The sequence below is a fragment of the Aeromonas sp. D3 genome, from assembly GCF_027705025.1.
In the GTDB taxonomy this organism is placed as follows: domain Bacteria; phylum Pseudomonadota; class Gammaproteobacteria; order Enterobacterales; family Aeromonadaceae; genus Aeromonas; species Aeromonas salmonicida.
The window spans coordinates 32,191-53,116 of record NZ_JAPDBE010000019.1 but is presented as its reverse complement, the minus strand read 5'-3'; the positions used below and the strand labels follow the sequence as shown (position 1 = coordinate 53,116).

Here is a 20,926-nt window from a genome sequence, read left to right as displayed (position 1 = left end):
GTCTCGCGTATGGGGGTGGGTGCCAACACGGCGTCTTGTCATACTGCTCATGCGCCACTCCTTAGGCTATGGCCGGTCAGGTGCAAAAAGAGATCCTCCAGATTGGGAGAGCGTACCTGCATGCCGGTCAGCGGGACTCCAAGGCTGAGCAACTGCGGCAGCAGGAGTGCCACGTCGGGACAGGTCAGCTCAGCTCAACCTGATCGCCATGAGGCAAGAGCGGATAGCCCAGGCCGGCGAGGGCCGGGTGATCCGGCAATCGCACCAGCACACCGTCAAAATGCTGGGCCAGCAAGGCCGTGGGGGTATCCAGGCTGAGCAAGTGGCCGTGATCGACGATGGCGATGAGATCGCACAACTGCTGTGCCTCATCCATGTAGTGGGTAGTGAGCACCACCGTCTTGCCCTGGGCCTTGATCGCTTCGATGCGCTGCCAGAAGTGGTGGCGGGCCTGGGGATCCAGCCCGGTAGTGGGTTCATCCAGAAACAGCAACTCGGGGTCACCGAGCAGGGCGAGCGCCAGCAGCAGGCGCTGACGCTGACCGCCGGAGAGCTTGCGACTGTCACGGTCGATGAATTCGCCCAGGGCACACAGCTCGATGAGGCGCTCCTGGGGCAAAGGATGGGGGTAGAGGCTGGCAAACAGGCGCAGGGTATCGCGCACAGTCAGAAAATCCTGCAGCGCAGTGTGCTGGAACTGGATGCCGATGCGAGAGCGGTAATCGGGGCCGCGGGGGGCGCCATGGAACAGGATCTGGCCGCTATCCGGGGTGAGGACCCCCTCCAGCAACTCTATGGTGGTGGTCTTGCCCGCCCCGTTCGGGCCGAGCAGACCGAAACAGCAACCGGCTGGAATGGCAAAGCTGAGCCCGTCCACCGCCTTGACGCCGGGAAAGTGCTTGATGAGATCGACGACTTCGATGATGGCTGCCATGACTTGTCTCCCAGGAGAAGCCCTGACTATATCCAAATCTTTTGTAAAGGCACATTATCTATCGACAAGGGCCCGCCAGGCAGAGGTGCATCAAAAAGAAACGGCGACTTGTAAGTCGCCGTTTGCATCAAGCCAGCCGGATCACAGAATGTCCAGCAGCTCCACTTCGAATACCAGGGCAGAGTAGGGCGGGATGGAACCGGCACCACGAGCACCATAGGCCAGATCCTGCGGAATATAGAGCTTCCACTTGGAGCCAACCGGCATCAGTTGCAGGGCTTCAACCCAACCGGCGATGACGCCGGTGACCGGGAATTCAGCCGGCTCGCCACGGGCGACCGAGCTGTCAAACACACCACCGTGGGTGAAGGTACCGTGGTAGTGCACGCGCACGGACTGACCGGCCACCGGCACGGCGCCATTGCCTTCTACCATGACTTCGTATTGCAGACCCGAGTCGGTCACCTTGACGTCGGCACGCTTGGCGTTGTCAGCCAAGAAGGCTTCGCCATCGGCTGCGGCCGCCTTGGCAACGGCTTCCTGCTCTTCTTGCATGCGTGCAGTGATAACCTGGAAGGCATCATTGATATCGTCACGGCTGACCGCGAACTCCAGACCATTCAGGGCATCTGCCAGACCTTGTTGCAGGGCCGGGATATCCAGACCGGCGAAGGCTTGCTGCGCCAGTTGCTCGCCCATGTTGCGGCCGATGCCATAGCTGGCCTTCTGTTCGATAGAGTCGTATTGGGACATTGAGATGTTGCTCCAGATCCAAGTAATAAAGAGGCGGGATAATATCAGACTTTTCGGCCAGGTGCTGCCGCCGGTCGCCCTGATTTCCCCGCCCGTGGGAGCGAGTTCACACCAGTCAGGTACGAACGCCGCCCATCGGCGGCGATCTTGTCAGGCACAATGACGCTGTGAGCCTTTGGACTCAAACCTCACTTTCTGCGACATCAGCGCGATCCAGCAGGGCCCACACTGCGGCTACCTTGGCACCGTCGGTGATATTGACCCGGCCGTCATCAGAGGTACCCATGTTGACGCCGTATGGAGAGACACCATGCCGCCGCGCAATTTCCTTGCTCAGGGACGATCCAGCAGGGCCCGCACAGCAGCCACCTTGGCGCCGTCAGTGATATTGACCCGGCCGTCATCAGAGGTGCCCATGTTGACGCCATGGGGCACCATGCCGCCGCGCCAGCCCATACCGGACATGTGCACCTCGTTCACCCCGGTAAATTCGATGATGGTGCGCACGTTGTCGGCATTGATCCCGGCACCTGGCATCAGGGCGGCCCGGCCTGCCAGCGCCTGTTGCATGGCCTGCAAGGTCTCGAGCCCCGCCAGTGCGGTCGGTGCATGACCTGACGTGAGGATCCGCTCACAACCGGCCGCTATGATGACCTCCAGATCGGCACGCCAGTCGGAGCAGAGATCGATGGCGCGATGGAAAGTGACGCCAAGGGGACCGGCTGCCGCGACCAGTTGCCTGAGCTGGGCAGCAGGCACCCGCCCCTCTTCATCCAGCAGCCCCACCACCACACCTTGCAACCCGGCGGCGCGGGCGGCGGCGATATCCTGCAGCATCATCTCGAACTCCCCTTCGCTGAAGCAGAAATCCCCGGCACGGGGGCGGATCATGGCATAGACAGGGACACTGGCGTGGCGGGCGGCCAGCTGCATGAAACCATAGGAGGGGGTCAAACCACCCAGCCCCAGCGCAGAGCAAAGCTCGATGCGATCCGCGCCGGCTTGCTGGGCGGTGAACAGGGATTCCAGGTTGTCGATACAAATTTCAAGACGGGTCATGATGACTCCTTTATTGGAGAGATCAGACAGCACATCTGATCTCATAAATTGAGCAAGGCCGCGCCCCGCACCCCACCGGCACCGCCGAAGCGGGCCTGGCGGATCTCGGGCAGAGCGACACCGGGCAGCAGGTGGCCAGGCAGACGCAGCGGCAGCTGTTGGTACAGGGCGGGCAGACCGCTCAAGCCGCCCCCCAGCACGACCACCTCGGGATCAACCACAGAGATGGCGGTAGCGAGTCCGGCAGCCATGATCTCGAGCCAGCAGTCGACCGTGGCCACCGCATCAGGCTCATGAGCCTCGAAGCGTTCCACTATCTGGTGGCCGCTGGCACGCTGACCGTGAAAATGGTGGTAGAGCCGCTCCAGCCCGCTGCCGGACGCATAGGTTTCAAAACAGACCAGGCGGCCACAACCGCAACGGGGACGAGGCAGGTCGGGATACTTCATCAGCATGGTCGCAGGCAAGGGGTAGTGACCTATCTCCCCCGCCAGCCAGTTACGGCCCTGAATGAGTTTGCCGGCCAGGTAGACGGCACCACCTATGCCTGTGCCTATGGTGACACCCAGCGCGCTGTCGGCACCTGCCGCCGCGCCCTGGTGCACCTCCGACCAGAGGAAGCAGTTGGCATCGTTGTCCACCTTGACCATACGACCCAAACGCTCGGCCAGATCGGCGCCCAGATGGCGACCATTGATGGAGGGCAGGTTCGCCGCCACTATGCTGTGATCGTGCCGATTGAGGATACCGGGAAAGCCGATGCCCACGGCGCCTCTTGCACTGAAGCGGGCGTCAGCCTCGAGTACCCGCTGGCAGATCAGCTGCTGCAGCCCCTCGTAATCATTGCCGGGAGTGCTCATGCGCTCCTCATGACAGAGATTCAAGCCGCCGTCATACACAGCGAACGCTATCTTGGTGCCACCGATATCAAAGCCGTAATACATGCTCACACTCCCTTGTCGGCGAGTTGCCTCACCTCAGCCTGTCCAGAGGGGCACATTGTATTAATTCGCAAAAAAAATAAAGTGACCGAGGGCGAAAAACGGGAGCCGGATCAAAGCAAACGGAACATTTGCCGTTGCAGGCAAGCCTGGCCAAGGCTCATCAGAGTGCGCTCCTGGCCCTCGAAGGCGAAACCGCGACGCAGGTAAAACCCCTCGCCAACCCGATTGCCATCGAGCAGCCACAATCTGACGCCTTCACAACCGGCGCGCCGCATCTGCATGGCCACCGCCTGCCACAGCCGCTTGCCATAACCCAGGCGCCAATGATCGGGGTGGAGGTAAAATGCCCGGATCCAGGCGGTGGGATATTCACCCTCTTGCGCCAGCTGCCAGTAGAGCAGGCCGATGACCACCTCATCCAGGCAGATCAGCATGGGTCTTGGGCCCGGCTCGGCGAGCCGGCTGCGCCAGATTTGCAGATGTTCGGTCACCGCCAGCTGGGCCAGCATGTCGTTGCCAAGCACCTCACCGTAGGCAGCAAGCCAGCTGGCCCGCTGCATCACCGTCATGGCGGGGGCATCATCAAGCCGCGCCATGCGCAGGCTTATGCCTTGCATTGGGGTACCAGACCGGAGGCGCGCGCCTGCTCATAGAGCGGCCGGGCCTCGGCCTGCTGGGCCTGCAACTCGGCGATCCGGTTTTCGTTGCTGGGATGGGTGGAGAGCAGTTGCGGCGGCGCCTTGCCACCGGCGGCAGCACTCATGTTCTGCCACAGGGGAACGGCTTCGGCAGGATTGAAACCGGCACGGGCCATCAAGTCCAGGCCCAGCCTGTCCGCTTCGCTCTCCTGCTCGCGGCCATAGGGCAGCATGACGCCCACCTCGACCCCGAGCCCCAGCGCCGTCATGGTGGCACCGCGATATTCGCTGCTGCCCATGGCGATATCCGCCGCCGCCAGACCAAGACCGGTCAGCTGGCTGCGGGAGAGTCGCTCGTTGGAGTGCTGGGCCAGCACGTGGGTCAGCTCGTGACCGATGACGGTGGCGAGCTGATCCTGATTCTTGGCGACCTTGAGCAGGCCGCTGTAGACCCCTATCTTGCCACCGGGCAGGGCGAAGGCGTTGACCTGCTTGGAGTCAAACACCACCACCTCCCAACTGGTAATGCCATAACTGGCGGGCACCTGGGCGGTGACCGCCTTGGCAACACAGGAGACATAGGCATTGAGCTTGGCATCCTTGCTCACCTTCTCCTGCTTTTTCATCTGCTCGAAGGAGTCTGCACCCAGCTTGCTCATCTGTTGGGGCGAAAACAGCAGCATCTGGCTACGACCGGTAGGAGACTGGGCACAGCTGGCCAGCAGGGTAGAGCAGAGTGCCGCCAGGCCGAGCTTGAACAGGGGAGATGTCATGGAGGTGTCCTTCACCATAAAGATGCCCTATTTTCGGAAATGCAGGCGTCCGGCGCAAGTCGACAAATTGCCAGGTTCGGCGAAAGCAGTCACATCCCCTCATTACCGGCTTGCTCAAAAAGAAAACGGGCCCCGCTGGGGCCCGCCTGTGAGAGGAAGAAAACCGGCTTACATAATGCCCAGTTTCTTCAGGTCAGCTTCGACCACTTTGGCCGGGACAGGTACGTAGCCATCTTTGGCGACTATGCTTTGACCCGCCTTGGAGAGCATCATCTTCACGAACTCCTGCTCCATCGGGGCCAGTGGCTTGTTCGGGTGCTTGTTCACGTAAACGTACAGGAAGCGGGACAGCGGATACTTGCCGGTGATGGCGTTATCAGCGGTCGCTTCGATGAAGGTCTTGCCATCCTTGGACAGCGGCACGGCGCGTACACCCGAGGTGACATAACCGATACCTGAGTAGCCGATGCTGTTGAGGGACGCAGAAACGGACTGCACCACGGAAGCGGAACCAGGCTGCTCGTTCACACTGCTCTTGAAGTCGCCATCACACAGGGCGTGCTCCTTGAAGTAACCGTAAGTACCGGATACGGAGTTGCGACCGAACAGTTGCAGATCCTTGGACGACCAGTTGCCATCCAGACCCAGATCAGACCACTTGGTGGCAGCCTTGGCTTCGCCGCATTTGAGGGTGCTGGAGAAGACAGAGTCCACTTGCTGCATGGTCAGCCCCTTGATGGGGTTGTCCTTGTTGACGAACACGGCCAGGGCATCGACCGCGACGCGGATGGCGGTTGGCTTGTAGCCATAACGCTTTTCGAAGGCCTCTTCTTCACCTGACTTCATGGCGCGGCTCATGGGGCCGAACTGGGCAACACCCTCGGTCAGCGCGGTCGGCGCGGTTGAGGAACCGGCAGCCTGGATCTGCACGTTGACATTGGGATAAACCCGCTTAAATTCTTCGGCCCACAAGGTCATCATGTTGGCCAGGGTGTCAGAGCCGACAGAGGACAGGTTGCCCGAAATGCCGCTGGTCGGAGTGTAATCCGGCAGGTCTTTATCCACACCGGCAGCCAGGGCGCTGACAGAAAACAGGGTTGCTGCGGTAAATCCGATTACACCAGCCAGTTTGTTGAGTTTCATCCAATCTCTCCAAAGTTACAGAAGGTCCGTTCTTAAGACGGCGCCAGTATCTGACCTGGCAGTGACAAATTTATGGATTTAATGTGACACTTTAATGACATGACAAGACTTTTGACCAAATGAAGAGAGGGCAGCGTCTGCTGCCCTCTCTTTCGCTAACTTATTGCCAGTAAAGACTATTTAACCACTACCATACGGGCGGGGATGAGAAAGCTGAAACGGCTGCCAGCACCGATCCGACTCTCGATATCGAGCTGACAGTCGTGATGGCTCAAGGCATGTTTGACGATGGCGAGCCCCAGTCCGGAGCCACCGGTATGCCGTGAACGAGCCTTGTCGACCCGATAGAAACGTTCGGTCAGCCGCGCCAGATGCTCGGCCGGGATCCCCTCCCCCTCATCCTCCACCGCAAACAGCGCCATGGCGCCCTGCTTGCGCCACGCCACGCTGATCTTGCGACCCGCCGGTGTGTAGTGAATGGCGTTGTAGACCAGGTTGGAGACGGCGCTGCGCAGTTGATCATTATCTCCTCGCACGAAAAGGTTCGGTTGCACCAAAAATTCAATCTGGTGTGCCCGCTCCCCCGACAGCGCCCGTGCCTCCTGCTCCAGCAGTCCCAGCATGGCGGGCATGTCCACCAGATGGGAGAGATCCACGGTCGGAGCCGCCTCGATACGGGACAAGGTAAGCAGCTGATTCACCAGATTATCCATCCGGATGGTCTGTTCCATCATCACCTTATGCGCCTTGGCCCACATGGCGGGCGGCGGTGGCTCTTCTGTCATCTCCAGATAGCCCTTGAGCACTGTGAGCGGGGTACGCAGTTCGTGGGAGACGTTGGAAACGAAGTGCTTGCGGGTCTTCTCCAGACTGCGCAGCCGGGTGACATCACGCACCACCAGCATGGCCTGATCCTCGGCGTAGGGCATGATGCGAAACTCGAGAAACTTCTCCTCATTGATGGGAGAGTTCATCTCGAACGGTTCGTCATACTGCCCCTTGCCCAGATAGGCGCCAAAGGCCGGACTACGAATCAGGTTGCCTATGTGCTGACCGGCATCTTCCGGCCAGCGAAAACCAAGCAGTTGCTCCGCCAGCCGATTGCACCAGAGGATGCTGCCGTCGGTGCGAAACACTACTGCGGCATCGGGCAGTGCCTCGGCACCTTCCCGAAAGCGGCGGATAAGACCCGCCAGCTCGCGGCGACGGGCCCGGTGACGCTGCTGCAACTTGTAGATGCCGTTGAAAATATACTCCCAGCTGCCGCTGCCATTGGGGGGAACCAGGCTGCGATCGTGCCACAGCCAGTCCGACAGCCGCTTCAGGAAGCGATAGTGCCAGCCCAGGTGCAGCACAGTGGCTGCCAGCAGGCAAAGGGCGAGGGTATTCGTCAACCAGCCGACCAGAACGAAGGGCGCATAGAAGAACGCCATCCGCCACAACTGTCGCCGCCAGGCATAAGGTTGCAACATAACTTCCTCTACAGACGGGTTGAGAAGCGATAGCCTGCGCCGCGCACCGTCTGAATCAATCGATCGTGACCCGTCTCTTCAATGGCCTTGCGCAAGCGACGAATATGCACATCCACGGTTCTGTCCTCGACATACACATTGGTACCCCAGACATTGTTGAGCAACTGCTCGCGGCTGTACACCCGCTCGGGATGAGTCATGAAGAAGTGCAGCAACTTGAACTCGGTCGGTCCCATGTCCAGCGCCCTCTCTTCGGCACTGACTCTATGGGAAACCGGATCTAGTTTGAGCCCCTGCACCTCGATCACCTCGTCCACCGAGGTGGGGGAGACGCGGCGCATCACGGCGTGCAGGCGGGCAGTCAACTCCTTGGGGGAGAAGGGCTTGGTGATGTAGTCATCGGCACCGGCCTCCAGGCCGCGTACCTTGTCCTCTTCCTCACCACGGGCGGTCAGCATCACCACAGGGATCTGGCGGGTCACCTCATCCTGCTTGAGTTGCTTGATGAACTGAATGCCACTGCCACCGGGCATCATCCAGTCCAGCACTATGAGTTCGGGGTAGGGTTCACACACCTTCGCCAGTCCATCGGCGTAATCTTCCGCCTCGATTGTTTCGTATCCTTTTTGCTCAAGCACGAAGCAGAGCATTTCGCGGATCGGTGCTTCGTCCTCGACCACCAGAATTCGCTTAGCCATATCCCTTCTCTCTCCTGTGTGAAGATGGGTGCGCCAATTATTAGAATTTTCTGTGACACTTTTATGACTTTATGACAGGCGGGATGATAAACGTTTTCAGATTCAGTTGGCAGCAGTGAGTTGCAGCAGGTCCCAGCGGTTGCCACTGATATCCTCGAACACCACCACCATGCCGTATGGCTCGCTACGTGGCTGTTCACAAAAATGAACACCGTAGTCCAGCATGCGCTGGTAATCAGCCCAGAAATCGTCGGTTTCGAGGAACAGAAATACCCGGCCACCGCCCTGCTGACCGATGGCGGCCTGCTGCTCGGGCGTGGCGGCGCGAGCCAGCAAGAGCGCCGAGCCGGGCGCGCCGGCAGGTGCAACCCGCACCCAGCGCTTGCCCGGTTTACCCGGTTCATCGAGGGGAGTGTCTTCCAGCAATGTAAAACCCAACCCCAGGGTAAAGAAGGCGATGGCCTCGTCATAGTCGGCCACCAGCAGGGCCAAAGCGCCAATGTGTTGTGCCATGGGGAATAACCTCAACAGATGAATGAAGGGGGCCAATGCCCCGGCTGGCGCGCATCATAGCGGCTTGGCGTCTTGGGCTCCAGCAGCAATGCCCCGCTCGAAGGAGCAGCCCTTCCCCGGCCGCCAGACCTGCGTTCTATTCCACCTCCTATTCCACCTCGACCCGGTTTCGCCCCCGCTTTTTGGCCTGATAGAGCGCCTCGTCGGCCCGCTTGAGAACCTGCTCCAGGGGATCCCCACGCCGCTCCGCCACCCCGAACGAGGCCGTGATGGACAGCGCCAGTGGCCAGTGCGGATAAGCCACCAGAGCGGCTCGCAGCCGCTCCGCCAGCGCCTTGGCACGGGCCTGTTCGTAGTGCAGGCAGACCAGCACGAACTCCTCCCCGCCCCAGCGCACCAGCATCGCAGTGGCGCAGGACTTCGCTCACCATGTGCTTGAGCACCTCGTCCCCAACCGGGTGACCATGGCCATCGTTGACAAGCTTGAAGTGATCTATGTCGATGTAGATGAAAGAGAGGGGCATATCGCCGAGCTCGGCCAGCAGCTTGTTGCCACCGAACCGGTTGAGGGCGCCGGTCAGGGGATCGTACCTGGCCTCCTCCTCGGTGCGCCGGGTCTGCTCGCAGAGGCTCTGGCTGCGCGCCTCCGCCACCTGTCTGGCCTCACGGGCCTTGCGCAATCGATCCCGCATCAGCAGGTGCTGCACCATGAACAGCAGCAGGCCGTAAACCAGCCAGCTCAGCAGCAGGGGACGATAGAAGGCTCCCGGTTGCACCCAGCGACCATAGAACTCCATCCGCTCCAGCACCAGCCGGTAGTGACCAGGCTGCATGCCGACGCCGGAGGCGATTTCCACTGCGTAGACATGGCGCAGGTCCTCCCCCTGCTGGGCCAGCGGAATGCGGTACTGCTGGATCCACCAAGTGGCCGGCGTGAAGACCCGCAGCGGCACGTCCTGCAGCCGCCCGTAATCATCGGGACGAAAGATCACTTCGTTGAACTTGTGGGAGGTGGCATCACCCGCCCGGGAGTAAATCGGGTGGTAGTTGCGCAGATAGAGGCGCCAGAACTGGGGCTCTGGCCCCTCGACCTGCAGCTGGATGCGCGCCCCCTCGAAGCGGGAGAGATCAATGCCCTGCTCCGGCAGACTCAGCGTCAGGATCAGTTCACAGAAGGGGTACTCATAGCCTTCGCGCAACTGGCAGTCGATGGCTGGCTTGTCCGTCGGCAAAGGGTAACCGCTTTGCTGGCCGGCGGCCGACAGCAAGGTAGTGACAGAGGCGCCGCCATGGATCCTGTCATCCTGTACCGCCACCGACAGACGGGCATTGGCCAGCATGTCGAGCCGCCGATCAGGCCCGAATTCAAACAGCAGGATCGCCAGCAGACTCAACCCCAACAACACCCAGAACAACACATTGGCCAGACGAGAATAGGAAAAGGTCATATAGGCTCCACCCGACTAGGTGCTCTGACTCCATACCCCGAGATCCGCACGCCCGGATCCCGGGGTTATTACACGCGCCAACACCGGCGCCATACCGTCTTTCCTCAGCCGGGTACCGGCAGACAGACCCGGACCAACCCCGGGATCAGGCGCAGCCGTACTGCACCAGGCGGGAGGCGCCAGGTTGGCGCCCCGGAAAGCCACGCGCTTGCCCATCAGATTGTGAATCTCAGGATAGAACACTCCATGCCATGAAAAATAAAGAGAAATCAATAAAAAGGGCCCTGATGGCTCATCTTGCACAAGGGGAATGACGGGCAACAAAGCCCTCAGGGTCTCTCACGCAGCGCCCGATAGAGGGTGGTGCGACTGATGCCGAGCTGGCGCGCCGCCTCGCTCACATTGCCCCCGCACGCCGCCAGGGTCTGCTGCACCCGCAGCCGGTTCTGTTCACGCAAGGTGGTGGCCCGCTCCCCCATCGGCAAGACACCTGCCTCTGTGGGCACATAGGGCAGATGCAGGTGAGCGGGCTCAATCCAGCCCAGCCCTTCCGCCAGCACGCTGGCCACCTCCAGCGCCTGCTTGAGCTGGCGCACGTTGCCGGGCAGAGGATGGGCCAGCAGTTGCTGCTCCGCCTCCGGCGTCAACTGCAGGGCCGGGTCCATCTCCGATAGCAGGCGCTGGATCAATCCCTGGCGCTCGCCCTGTGGCCATGCCCGCAGCGGTGTCAGCTGCTGGCGCCAGCCGCAGACTCGGTAATAGAGGTCCTCGCGAAACGTCCCAGCCTGCACCATGGCCGCCAGATCCCGGTGGCTGGCACTGACCAGCCAGAAATCCACCGACTCAGGTCTGTGGCTGCCGACCGGGGTAACGCTGCGCTCCTGCAGCACCCGCAGCAGCCGGGTCTGGGCCAACAGCGGCAGCTCGCCAATTTCATCCAGCATCAGGATGCCGCCGTGGGCGGCGCGCAGATAGCCCTGACTGCCCTGGCTGCGGGCGCCGCTGAAGGCACCGCCCACATAACCAAACAGCTCGGCCTCCACCAGATCTGCCGGCAGGGCGCCGCAGTTGACACACACCAGGGGCTTGTCCTGTCGGCTCGACTGGCGGTGCAGGGCACGTACCAGGTGCTCCTTGCCGCTGCCGGTCTCCCCCTCGACAAGCAGCGAGATGCCGCGCTCCAGCATCTTGAGCGGCACCTGTGCCGACCCTTGTTGCGCTGTTTGCCGGGGCACCACAACCGACTCTGGCACCAGCCGCAGGCCACGGCGTTCGCGCAACAACTGCTGACCATCAAACCTGTGCTGGCCGAGCCAGAGCCGTCCGGCCCGGTTGGCGCCTAGCAGCTCGCCCCCCTCCCCCAGCAGCAGACGGGCGGACCAGAGACTCTGGGGGTCGAGATCCACCAGCCAGCCCGGCTGGCGCGCCAGCAGCGCATTTTCCAGGGTCATGGCCAAGAGCCGAACCGTGCCCAACATGTCGCCATCGTGGTGAGCCGCATCGGTGGAAATGTCGAGCACCCCGAGCAATTGCCCGTCCGGCCCGAGCAGGGGGCAGGCGCTGCAACTGAGGAAGCTGTGCTGGGCGAAGAAATGCTCGGACCCCAGCACCTGCACCTCGCTCTGCTCGGCCAGCGCTGTACCGATGGCGTTGGTTCCCTTGCTCGCTTCCCCCCAGCGGGCGCCGCTGCGCAAAAAGATGCGCTCGGCATGGCGGGCAAAGCCATCGTCACCGCTGGCGGCCAGTATGGCCCCCTCGCCGTCACACAGCAGCAGGCGACAGGGCCTGCCCGCCAGCAACTGGGCAAACAGCGGCAACACGAAGCGCTGGAAGCTGGCGATCAGCACCCTGTGTTCCTCCTGACGGGCCGACAGCTCCCCCTGGGGCAGCAGATCCAGCTCGGCACTCTGCTGGCGGAGCAGGCCCTGATGCAGGCAGCGCTGCCAGGAACGCTGGATCGGACTGGGGCTGGATTGAAGTAACTCGCTCATCACGCCTCCTGTTCAAAAACGGCACGACTGTCGCGGCCACTGTCCAGAAACGGCACAGTTTTATCGCCACAGCCTTGGTTATTGGTTAACCAAGATACGCTGCCGCACCCAGTTTGATAACGTTTTTGTAACCTTTTGTGCGCTGGTCAGACCCTTTGGCATGGCCCTTGCGATATCCCCTGCGTACCACCCCGGCCAGCCAGCACGTGCAGCCGGGCAGGACCTTCACACACATAAGGATGATGAGATGATTTATACCGCTCCCGGTCAGGCAGGTGCCCTGGTCAGCTTCAAGTCCCGTTACGACAACTTCATCGGGGGCGACTGGGTGGCCCCCCGCGCCGGTCGCTATTTCGAGAACATCTCGCCGGTGGATGGCAAGGTGTTCTGCGAGGTGGCCCGATCCGACGCCGCCGACATAGAGCTGGCGCTGGATGCCGCCCACAAGGCGTTCGCCAGCTGGAGCAAGACCAGCGTCACCGAGCGCAGCAACCTGCTGCTGCGCATCGCCGATCGCATCGAGCAGAACATCGAAGTGCTCGCCATCGCCGAGACCTGGGAGAACGGCAAGGCGGTGCGCGAGACCCTGGCCGCCGACCTGCCGCTGGTGGTGGATCACTTCCGCTACTTCGCCGGCTGCATCCGTGCCCAGGAGGGCTCGGCCGCCGAGCTGGACCAGCACACCGTCAGCTACCACTTCAAGGAACCCATCGGCGTGGTCGGCCAGATCATCCCCTGGAACTTCCCGCTGCTGATGGCGGCCTGGAAGCTGGCCCCTGTGCTGGCGGCAGGCTGCTGCAGCGTGCTCAAGTCCGCCGAGCAGACCCCGGTCACCATCATGCTGATGATGGATCTCATCAAAGACATACTGCCCCCCGGCGTGGTCAACGTGGTCAACGGCTTCGGCGCCGAGGCGGGTCAGGCGCTGGCCACCAGCGACAGGATCCAGAAGCTGGCATTTACCGGTTCAACTGAAGTCGGCGCCCATATACTGCGCTGCGCCGCCGACAAGCTGATCCCCTCCACCGTCGAGCTGGGCGGCAAGTCCCCCAACATCTATTTTGCCGATGTGATGCAGCACGAGAGCCAGTACATCGACAAGGCGGTGGAAGGCATGCTGATGACCTTCTTCAACCAGGGCGAGGTGTGCACCTGCCCCTCCCGCGCGCTGGTACACGAGAAGATCTACGACAACTTTATGGACAGGGTGCTGGCCCGCGCCCGCACAATCGTGCAGGGCAACCCCCTCGACACCGCCACCCAGGTCGGTGCCCAGGCGTCCCGCGAGCAGTTCGACAAGATCCTGAGCTACATGGAGATAGGCCGCGGCGAGGGGGCCAAGATGCTGATAGGCGGCGGCCCGGCCAAGGTGAGCGGGTTGGAGGGGGGTTTCTACATCCAGCCCACCATTTTCTCGGGCCAGAACAAGATGCGGGTGTTTCAGGAGGAGATCTTCGGGCCGGCGCTCGGGGTCACCACCTTCAAGGACGAGGCGGATGCGCTGGCCATTGCCAACGACACCCAGTACGGCCTGGGGGCGGGTCTGTGGACCCGCGACAGCAACCTGGCCTGGCGCATGGGGCGCGGCATTCAGGCCGGCCGGGTCTGGGTCAACTGCTACCATGCCTACCCGGCCCACGCGGCCTTTGGCGGCTACAAGAAGTCGGGGATAGGCCGCGAGACCCACAAGATGATGCTGGATCACTACCAGAACACCAAGAACCTGCTGGTGAGCCACGACATCAACCCCCTCGGCTTCTTCTAGTCCGATCACCTGCCATGAGAAGGGCGCCTGCGGGCGCCCTTGTTGTTATGGTTCGCCAGGCGACTCTTCCCGCTCTATCCCCATGCCTCCCAGCTGCTGGCGATAACGCTGGGGTGAGCAGCCCAGCTCACGATTGAACATGGCGATAAAGGCCGAGGTGGAGCCGTAACCGAGCCGCCAGCCAATTTCCTGCACTGGCAATTCCCCCTTGAGCCAGGCCAGCGCCTTGAGCAGCTTGAGCCGGGCCCGCCACTGGCCGAAGTTCATGCCAAGTTCCCGCACGCAGCGCCGGGCCAGGGTGCGCTCCGTGCTGTGCAACTGCTCGGCCCACTGGGCCAGGGTGCGCGGGTCGGCGGGGTCGCTGCGCAGCGCCGCCAGCATGGGGGCCAGCAGCTTGTCCTGGCTCATGGGCAGGTAGCTGTCCTGGCAGCGGGTGCGGGTCAGCTTCTCCACCAGCAGCTCGGCCTGGCGCACATCCCATTCATCCTGCATATGGCCCAGCTTGCGCTCGCAAAAATCCGCCAGCATGGCCCGGATGAGCGGCGTCATCTCCAGCAGGCAGGGCTCGGCAGGCAGCCTGGCCGCCAGGGCGTGATTGACATAGATGGAGGTATAATCGAGGGCCTGCTGGTTGTAGGAGGCGTGCTCCAGATCCGCTGGCACCCAGATGAGGTAGTCGGCGGGAGCCACCAGCCGGTGCTGGTCCAGCACTATCTCCATCACCCCCAGGCTTATCAGGCTGAGCTGGCCCCAGGGGTGGCTGTGGGGCGCGCAGGCGCTCTCGGCCTGGATCTGCTGATAGCGCAGATAGAGTGGGTTGGGCTCGGGCAGGGCTATGTCGGTCGAGTGATAGTGATGTAGTGCCATATCAGGGCAACTTGTCCTTTCTGCGGGATGAATTGTCAGTTTTACGTTACTTGATAACAGAAAGACAAGAGTAGACTGGCCATCTCGATAATAAGGAGCCTTTGATGCGTATCTTCTTCCCGCTTATGTTCCCGCTGATGGCCGTGCTGATCTGGGCCACCAATACAGTGGTGTCCAAGGCCGCCGCCGATGTGCTGGATCCCGCCGCCATCTCCTTTTACCGATGGGTGATCGCCGCCCTGGCGCTGACCCCCTTCTGCCTGCCGCAACTGTGGCGCCGCCGTCACGAAATCCGCCCCTGGCTCGGCAAGCTGCTGGTGCTGGCAGCCCTTGGCATGGTGCTTTACCAGTGCCTCGCCTACTACGCAGCCCACACTACCTCGGCCACCAACATGGGGGTCATAGGTTCGCTCATTCCGCTGCTGACCCTGCTACAGAGCGCCCTCTTCTTCGGCCAGCGCCCGGGCAAGCAGGCGCTGCTCGGCATGAGCATATCCCTGTTAGGGGTGCTCTGGCTGCTGAGCCAGGGCCAACCCCTGGCCCTGCTGCACGACGGCATCAACCCCGGGGACGGGCTCATGCTGCTCGGCTCCGCCAGCTACGCCCTCTACGGCCTGCTGATCCGCCGCTGGCAACTGCCGTTTGGCCCCTGGCTCAACCTCTACATGCAGATCCTGCTGGCTGTGCTGCTGCTCATCCCGGTCGCCCTCAGTGCAGACTCCCTGGCGGTGCCCGCCGAGGGCTGGGGTCTGGTGCTGTTTGCCGGGCTCGCCTCCTCCCTGCTGGCTGCCTACTGCTGGATGCGCGGCCTCGCCTGCATGGGAGCGGAGCGCACCTCTGTGTTCATGAACCTGATGCCGCTGTGCACGGCGCTGATCGCCGTCATCACCCTGGGGGAGCCCATTCACGGCTATCACCTGCTGGGTGGCGGCCTGATCCTGGGCGGCGTCATGCTCTCCCAGTTCAAGCCCAGGGTGCGCCCCGCCCTTGTGGAAGAGGCATAAACCGGCGAGACAAGCCGCTGCAGCACAACACAAGAAGGGAGCCTCGGCTCCCTTCTTTTTTGCATCTTCTCGCTAAAAACCACAGGCTCGGTTATCCCGGCGCCAATGGTAAGCCCCTCCCGACACAACTGTGATTCAGGTTTGCTCGTGGTGCGCCTTGTGCAGGTCGCGCCGGGCCTTGTCATGAGCAGCAAAGGCTTTTCGGGCCGCGCTGATGCCATTCATGCAGGCAGGGACACCGGCATAGACGGCGATCTGGAGCAGGATTTCGATGATGGTTTCCCGGCTGACGCCCACATTCAACGCGGCCCGGATATGAAATTCGAGCTGTCCGGGTGCATTGCCCATCGCCATCAGCGCAGCAACGGTGAGCATCTCACGGGTGCAGAGATCAATACCGGGACGGGAGAGCACATCGGCAAAGGCAAATCCCAACACCAGTTCGGCAAAATCTGGCGACAGGGCATCCAGGTTCGCCGCGACCTGATCCGGCGCCTGCGGGTCGAGCCGGGCCAGCAGCGCGAAGGCCTGTTCACGCCGCTCGGACGATAAGCCGCTCATGCGTTCACCCCCTTCATGCCTTCTCGGGTATAGCGATCCCCTGCCACTGGCAAGGCCCTGATGGCACTGTCCAGCGCGGCGAGATCCCCGGCCTCCAGACGCACCGACAGGGCGCCCAGGTTGTCCTGCAGATGGGGGATCCGCCTTGTGCCGGGAATGGGCACTATGTCATCCCCTTGCGCCAGCAGCCAGGCCAGGGCGATCTGCGCCGTCGTGCACTGCTTGCGCGCCGCCAGGGCCATGATCACCTCCACCAGCGAGCGGTTGGTGGCGATATTTTCCTGCTGAAAGCGCGGCAGGTTGGCCCGAAAGTCACCCTCTTCAAACGCCGTATCCTGCTGGAAACGTCCGGTCAGAAAGCCGCGCCCCAAGGGGGAGTACGCCACCAGGCCAATGCCCAGCGCGCGGCAGGTTGGCAGCACCTGGGCTTCGACATCCCGCGTCCAGAGGGAATACTCTGTCTGCACCGCCGCCACCGGATGCACTGCATGGGCGCGCCTCAAGGTGGCCGCGCTGACCTCGCACAGGCCGATACGGGCAATCTTGCCCTCCTGCACCAGCTGCGCCAGCCCTGCCATCGTCTCTTCGATGGGGTGCGCCGGGTCGATGCGATGCACATAGTAGAGGTCTATCTGCTCGACCCCGAGCCGGCGCAGCGAGGCTTCACAGCTCTGCCGTGCATATTGGACGCTGTTGTCCAGAGTGCGCCTGTACTCGCCGCTCTGACGCACTATGCCGAACTTGGTGGCGACCTTGACCCCGGCTCCGTGGGTCGCCAGGAAGCGGCTGATCAGGGCTTCATTGTGGTGCGGGCCATACATGTCGGCGGTGTCGAGAAAATCGATCCCCATCTCGACAGCCCGGGCCAGCACCCGCAGCGCCTGCTCATCATCCCGCGGGCCATAAAACTCACTCATGCCCATGCAGCCGAGGCCCATGGCGGATACGTCCAGATCAGTGCCCAGTGTTCGTCGTTGCATACATTTCTCCTTACAAGATGGAGGTCAGTATGGTCTTCCGAATATGATTCAGGTATAGACTAGATTGGTAGTCGGCTTTCCGATTTTGGAAGATACATGAACGCTCTCTTGCTATGGGATGACGCTAGGGTCTTTCTGGCCATCGCCCGCAGCGGCACCTTGAGTGGCGCCGCCCTCGCCCTTGACATGGGCATTGCCACCGTCTCTCGCCGGCTGGATCGCCTGGAGTCGGCACTGGGTCTGCCGCTGTTCAGTCGTCATCAGCACGGCTATCGGCTGACCGACGATGGGGATGCCCTGCTGGCGCGGGCCGAAGCGCTGGAACATGCCGGGCATGCCTTTGGCGAAGCCGGGCAGCAGCAGGGACAAGTGGCCGGATGCGTACGCCTCTCCACCGCAGACAATCTGGCCAATCCGCTCATTATCCCCTCCCTGGCCAGGCTGTTTGCCATTCATCCCGACCTGAGGGTGGAGCTGGTCACAGGCGTGCAAACGGTGAACCTGCACAGGCGCGATGCCGACCTGGCCGTGCGCATGGTCAAACCTGACGCCGGCAACGTCACCATCAAGCGGCTGGGCACCCTGGGCTTCGGCCTCTATGGGGCCAGCAGCTATGTCGATTGCCGTCATCCGGGCACAGATGCCGCCAGCTTCGATGAGGATGCCTTTATCGGCTGGGGGGAATCCCATAGCCATTTGCCCGCCGCCAAATGGATTGCGCGCATGCTGCGTGGGCGCCCCTGCAGGGTGGAGACCAATACCCTGTCGGCCCAGCTGGCCGCCGCCACCGCCGGTCTCGGGCTGGCGGTACTGCCCCATTATCTGGCCAAAGAGACGGACCTCATCTGCCTCCTGCCAGAGCTGGGGGTGGATCAGCCGATCTGGCTGGTGATCCACACAGATCTCGCCCACTCCAGACGGGTGCGGGCCGTCGCGGATCACCTGATCCAGCTGTTTGAAGAGGCCGAATCAGCCCTCCACCCTTTCCCTCTGGGCGTACTGTGAACAAGGCTGGTTAGGAAGGGCTGCAAAGCATATGGCAACAGGCAGACAGCAAGAAGGGAGCCGAGGCTCCCTTCTTGTATTGTATCTGCGCGCAAAAAACGCGGGCTCAGTTGCCCCGGCGCCAGTGGTAGCGCCGCTCTGGCCGGCCACGCTGACCGTAGTTGAGATCCACATCGACCCGGTCTTCCGACTCCAGATACTCCAGGTAGCGGCGCGCCGTGGTGCGGCTCAGCGACAGCCGCAGCGCCACCGTATCGGTGGAAAATGCGGTATCCGGCTCGCCGGCCAGCAGCTCCAGCACCTGGCGCAAGGTGATGGCGTCGATCCCCTTTGGGGTATCGCGCACCTCTCTGGCCTGGGGGCGCCCCTTGCCCATCAGCCGATCCAGATCGCTCTGCTCCAGGGAGCCGCGCTCGCAGATGCGCCTGTGCAGGGTGAGGATCTCGTCCAGGCTCTGCTGGATGCGAAACAGCCGCAGCGGCTTGATGATGTAATCCTGCACCCCCAGGTTGAGGGCCTGCTGTATGGTCTCAACATCGCAGGAGGCGGTTACCATGATGACGTAGGCCTCGCGGTTGTGGCTGCGCAGCCGGTTCACCCACTCCAGGCCCGAGCCATCGGGCAATGAGATATCCACCAGCAGCAGTTGTGGTTCGGTCGCACGCATCATGAGATCGGCCTGGGTCAGGCTTTCGGCCCGACCCAGCAGGGAAAATCCGGGGGTGGAGGAGACCAGCTCGGCCAGAATGGATCCTATCCGTTCGTCATCCTCGATCACCAGAGTGAAAATGGGCTCCATAGATCACACCAATTGGTTTTTATTCAAGTAGATACCGAACAAGGTTGTCTGTTCGGCGGTGCGTCGCCATTCTATCACACCCCCTCGCCTGGCCACCGTCTCCTTGACCAGGAAGAGGCCAACCCCGTGATCGCCGGTCTGGCGGCTGATGCCGTAATCAAACAGATGATCCGCCAGCGCCTCGTCCACCCCTTCACCGCTGTCCTCCACCTCTATCACCAGCCGGCGGCCAAAATCGTTGAGGGAAATCAGCACCCGAGGCGGACACAGCTTGCGCCGCGCCCAGGCGGCGCGAATGCCGTTGTCCAGCAGGTTGCCGATGAGGGTGATGAGATCCGCCGACACGGCCGCCGGATACTCCGCCAGCGCCGAGTCGGGATCCAGCACCAGCTCCACCCCCAGCTCCCGCGCCCGGCTGAACTTGCCGAGAATGAGCCCCGCCACCGGCTTGTCCTCGATGGCTCGCAACAGACCCTGCAACATGGTCTGGCAAGCCTCGCTCTCCTGCTGAATGAGCTCCACCGCCTGATCCACATGACCAAGCTGCAACAGGCCGGAGAGGCTGCTCAGCTTGTTGGCGAACTCGTGGGTCTGCATCCGCAGCATCTCGGCATACTGGCGCAGATGAGTCACCTGCATGCCGAGGCTGCCAGTTACCTCGGGGCGACTGAAGATCAGCAGGCGCCCTGGCACCTTGCCCTCCACCGCCTGCCAGCGGCCCACGAAGGATTCTCCGTGCACGGTAAAGCCGAGCTCGGTCTCGACCTGGGTCAGGGCAGGTGCCAGCGGCGGCGACAACTCGGCGAGCGACTGCCCCAGCAGGGCATGACGCCCTGTGCCCGGCAGGCGCAGTTGATAGAAGGCGGCGCTGTTGAGCATGCGGATGTTGCCCCTGTTGTCGAGCGCTATCACCCCCTCTGAGATGTGCTCCAGCACCAGCTCTTGCAGCACGAAGCGATTGACGATGGCCTCGGGCTCCAGATCCAGCAGGGTGCGGCGCAACAGGTGCTGCACCCAGAGCGCCAGCAAGAGACCACACCCCAGCACGGCAAGGATGGCGCTAACCAGCAGGGCGATCCGCTCCAGATAGATGCCTTCCACAGTCCGCATCAGGTAACCCACCACCACGGCCCCCATGGCACGGCCATCGGGCCCGAGCACGGGAGCAAAGCAGCGGATGGCCGGGCCGAGGGTGCCCTCGTCCTCTGAGCAGTAGCTGAGCCGGTCATGGAGGGCCGGCCAGATATCTTCACCACGGAAGAGACCGCCGATGAGCTCGGGCGAGGGGTGACTGAGGCGGCGGGCGTGTTCGTCGGTCACCACCATGTAGGCGGCGTCGGTGCGATTGCTGATCCCCTCAACATAGTCGCGCAAACCGGGATCGCTACCCTGCTGCAAGGCCTGCACCACCCGGCTGTCCGCCGCCAGCACCCGCGCCAGATCGGCGCCATTCTCCTGCAGATTGCTCTCCAGCAGGTGGCGGATAAAGAGGGCGAGCAGACTGCCCAGGATCACGATCAGCAGCAGTGACAGCCCCAGAGAGAGGGTGACCAGTTGGTGGCGCAGTTTCATCGATTAG

General features: G+C 62.3%; 20 protein-coding genes and 1 pseudogene. 3 read left to right on the top strand and 18 right to left on the bottom strand.

All coding sequences use genetic code 11. The annotated features are described in order from the left end of the window. Positions 1–47: 47 nt before the first annotated feature. The 13 genes and pseudogenes from OKC28_RS12675 to OKC28_RS12610 all read right to left on the bottom strand — a co-directional run bounded on the left by OKC28_RS12675 (position 48) and on the right by OKC28_RS12610 (position 12,366). Positions 48–934, bottom strand: a pseudogene (locus OKC28_RS12675) (ABC transporter ATP-binding protein). A gap of 141 nt (positions 935–1,075) precedes the next feature. After that, the gene (locus tag OKC28_RS12670; RefSeq protein ID WP_005316846.1) at positions 1,076–1,687 is read right to left on the bottom strand and encodes an FKBP-type peptidyl-prolyl cis-trans isomerase; all 612 of its coding nucleotides are present in this window, start codon (positions 1,685–1,687) and stop codon (positions 1,076–1,078) included. A 181-nt stretch (positions 1,688–1,868) separates the two neighbouring features. Then, on the bottom strand, positions 1,869–1,973 hold the full coding sequence (locus OKC28_RS12665) for a copper homeostasis protein CutC (RefSeq protein WP_442865757.1): 105 nt from the start codon (positions 1,971–1,973) through the stop codon (positions 1,869–1,871). A gap of 47 nt (positions 1,974–2,020) precedes the next feature. Then, on the bottom strand, positions 2,021–2,746 hold the full coding sequence (locus OKC28_RS12660; RefSeq protein WP_234595845.1) for a copper homeostasis protein CutC: 726 nt from the start codon (positions 2,744–2,746) through the stop codon (positions 2,021–2,023). Between the two features lie 41 nt (positions 2,747–2,787). After that, positions 2,788–3,690, bottom strand: coding sequence for an ROK family protein (locus tag OKC28_RS12655; RefSeq protein WP_017411339.1), 903 nt, complete (start codon positions 3,688–3,690; stop codon positions 2,788–2,790). Between the two features lie 110 nt (positions 3,691–3,800). Then, the gene (locus tag OKC28_RS12650; RefSeq protein ID WP_212539013.1) at positions 3,801–4,307 is read right to left on the bottom strand and encodes a GNAT family N-acetyltransferase; all 507 of its coding nucleotides are present in this window, start codon (positions 4,305–4,307) and stop codon (positions 3,801–3,803) included. After that, positions 4,295–5,101, bottom strand: coding sequence for a M48 family metallopeptidase (locus OKC28_RS12645; protein ID WP_011898477.1), 807 nt, complete (start codon positions 5,099–5,101; stop codon positions 4,295–4,297). Before OKC28_RS12645 ends, OKC28_RS12650 begins: the two co-directional genes overlap by 13 nt. A 168-nt stretch (positions 5,102–5,269) precedes the next feature. Next, positions 5,270–6,244: a PstS family phosphate ABC transporter substrate-binding protein gene (locus tag OKC28_RS12640; protein ID WP_021138785.1), complete on the bottom strand. Its 975-nt coding sequence runs from the start codon at positions 6,242–6,244 to the stop codon at positions 5,270–5,272. A 176-nt stretch (positions 6,245–6,420) separates the two neighbouring features. Further along, complete coding sequence (gene phoR / locus OKC28_RS12635; RefSeq protein ID WP_021138784.1) at positions 6,421–7,716, bottom strand: phosphate regulon sensor histidine kinase PhoR; 1,296 nt, start codon at positions 7,714–7,716, stop codon at positions 6,421–6,423. A gap of 8 nt (positions 7,717–7,724) precedes the next feature. After that, positions 7,725–8,414 (bottom strand): phosphate regulon transcriptional regulator PhoB, encoded by a 690-nt coding sequence (gene phoB / locus OKC28_RS12630; protein ID WP_005316860.1) that lies wholly within the window; start codon positions 8,412–8,414, stop codon positions 7,725–7,727. Positions 8,415–8,516: 102 nt separating this feature from the next. Next, a complete protein-coding gene (locus OKC28_RS12625; RefSeq protein ID WP_021138783.1) occupies positions 8,517–8,927 on the bottom strand; it encodes a VOC family protein in 411 nt (136 codons plus the stop codon). Positions 8,928–8,938: 11 nt separating this feature from the next. After that, complete coding sequence (locus OKC28_RS22995) at positions 8,939–10,375, bottom strand: diguanylate cyclase (RefSeq protein ID WP_442865756.1); 1,437 nt, start codon at positions 10,373–10,375, stop codon at positions 8,939–8,941. 329 nt (positions 10,376–10,704) lie between these two features. Beyond that, entirely contained in the window at positions 10,705–12,366 is a 1,662-nt protein-coding gene (locus OKC28_RS12610) for a sigma-54-dependent Fis family transcriptional regulator (protein ID WP_270689496.1), read from the bottom strand. Positions 12,367–12,613: 247 nt separating this feature from the next. On the opposite strand from OKC28_RS12610, the gene exaC reads away from it, so the two are divergent. Then, positions 12,614–14,131 carry an acetaldehyde dehydrogenase ExaC gene (exaC, locus tag OKC28_RS12605; RefSeq protein ID WP_270689494.1) on the top strand — a complete coding sequence of 506 codons (1,518 nt, stop codon included), beginning with the start codon at positions 12,614–12,616 and terminating at the stop codon, positions 14,129–14,131. Between the two features lie 45 nt (positions 14,132–14,176). Here the strand turns inward: exaC and OKC28_RS12600 are convergent, their stop codons facing one another. After that, positions 14,177–14,998, bottom strand: a complete 822-nt coding sequence (locus OKC28_RS12600) for an AraC family transcriptional regulator (protein ID WP_113720137.1) — start codon at positions 14,996–14,998, stop codon at positions 14,177–14,179. A 104-nt stretch (positions 14,999–15,102) separates the two neighbouring features. Here OKC28_RS12600 and OKC28_RS12595 point away from each other — a divergent pair, with 104 nt between their 5' ends. Continuing rightward, positions 15,103–16,002, top strand: a complete 900-nt coding sequence (locus tag OKC28_RS12595) for a DMT family transporter (protein WP_270689491.1) — start codon at positions 15,103–15,105, stop codon at positions 16,000–16,002. Positions 16,003–16,137: 135 nt separating this feature from the next. On the opposite strand, the gene OKC28_RS12590 is transcribed toward OKC28_RS12595, so the two are convergent. Both OKC28_RS12590 and OKC28_RS12585 read right to left on the bottom strand, forming a co-directional pair. Continuing rightward, positions 16,138–16,563, bottom strand: coding sequence for a carboxymuconolactone decarboxylase family protein (locus OKC28_RS12590; protein ID WP_270689489.1), 426 nt, complete (start codon positions 16,561–16,563; stop codon positions 16,138–16,140). Further along, on the bottom strand, positions 16,560–17,543 hold the full coding sequence (locus OKC28_RS12585) for an aldo/keto reductase (protein WP_270689487.1): 984 nt from the start codon (positions 17,541–17,543) through the stop codon (positions 16,560–16,562). Before OKC28_RS12585 ends, OKC28_RS12590 begins: the two co-directional genes overlap by 4 nt. A gap of 96 nt (positions 17,544–17,639) precedes the next feature. Here OKC28_RS12585 and OKC28_RS12580 point away from each other — a divergent pair, with 96 nt between their 5' ends. Next, on the top strand, positions 17,640–18,548 hold the full coding sequence (locus OKC28_RS12580; protein ID WP_270689485.1) for a LysR family transcriptional regulator: 909 nt from the start codon (positions 17,640–17,642) through the stop codon (positions 18,546–18,548). A 106-nt stretch (positions 18,549–18,654) separates the two neighbouring features. On the opposite strand, the gene OKC28_RS12575 is transcribed toward OKC28_RS12580, so the two are convergent. Both OKC28_RS12575 and OKC28_RS12570 read right to left on the bottom strand, forming a co-directional pair. Further along, on the bottom strand, positions 18,655–19,347 hold the full coding sequence (locus tag OKC28_RS12575) for a response regulator (RefSeq protein ID WP_005316875.1): 693 nt from the start codon (positions 19,345–19,347) through the stop codon (positions 18,655–18,657). Positions 19,348–19,350: 3 nt separating this feature from the next. Further along, entirely contained in the window at positions 19,351–20,919 is a 1,569-nt protein-coding gene (locus OKC28_RS12570; RefSeq protein WP_270689483.1) for an ATP-binding protein, read from the bottom strand. Positions 20,920–20,926 lie beyond the last annotated feature (7 nt).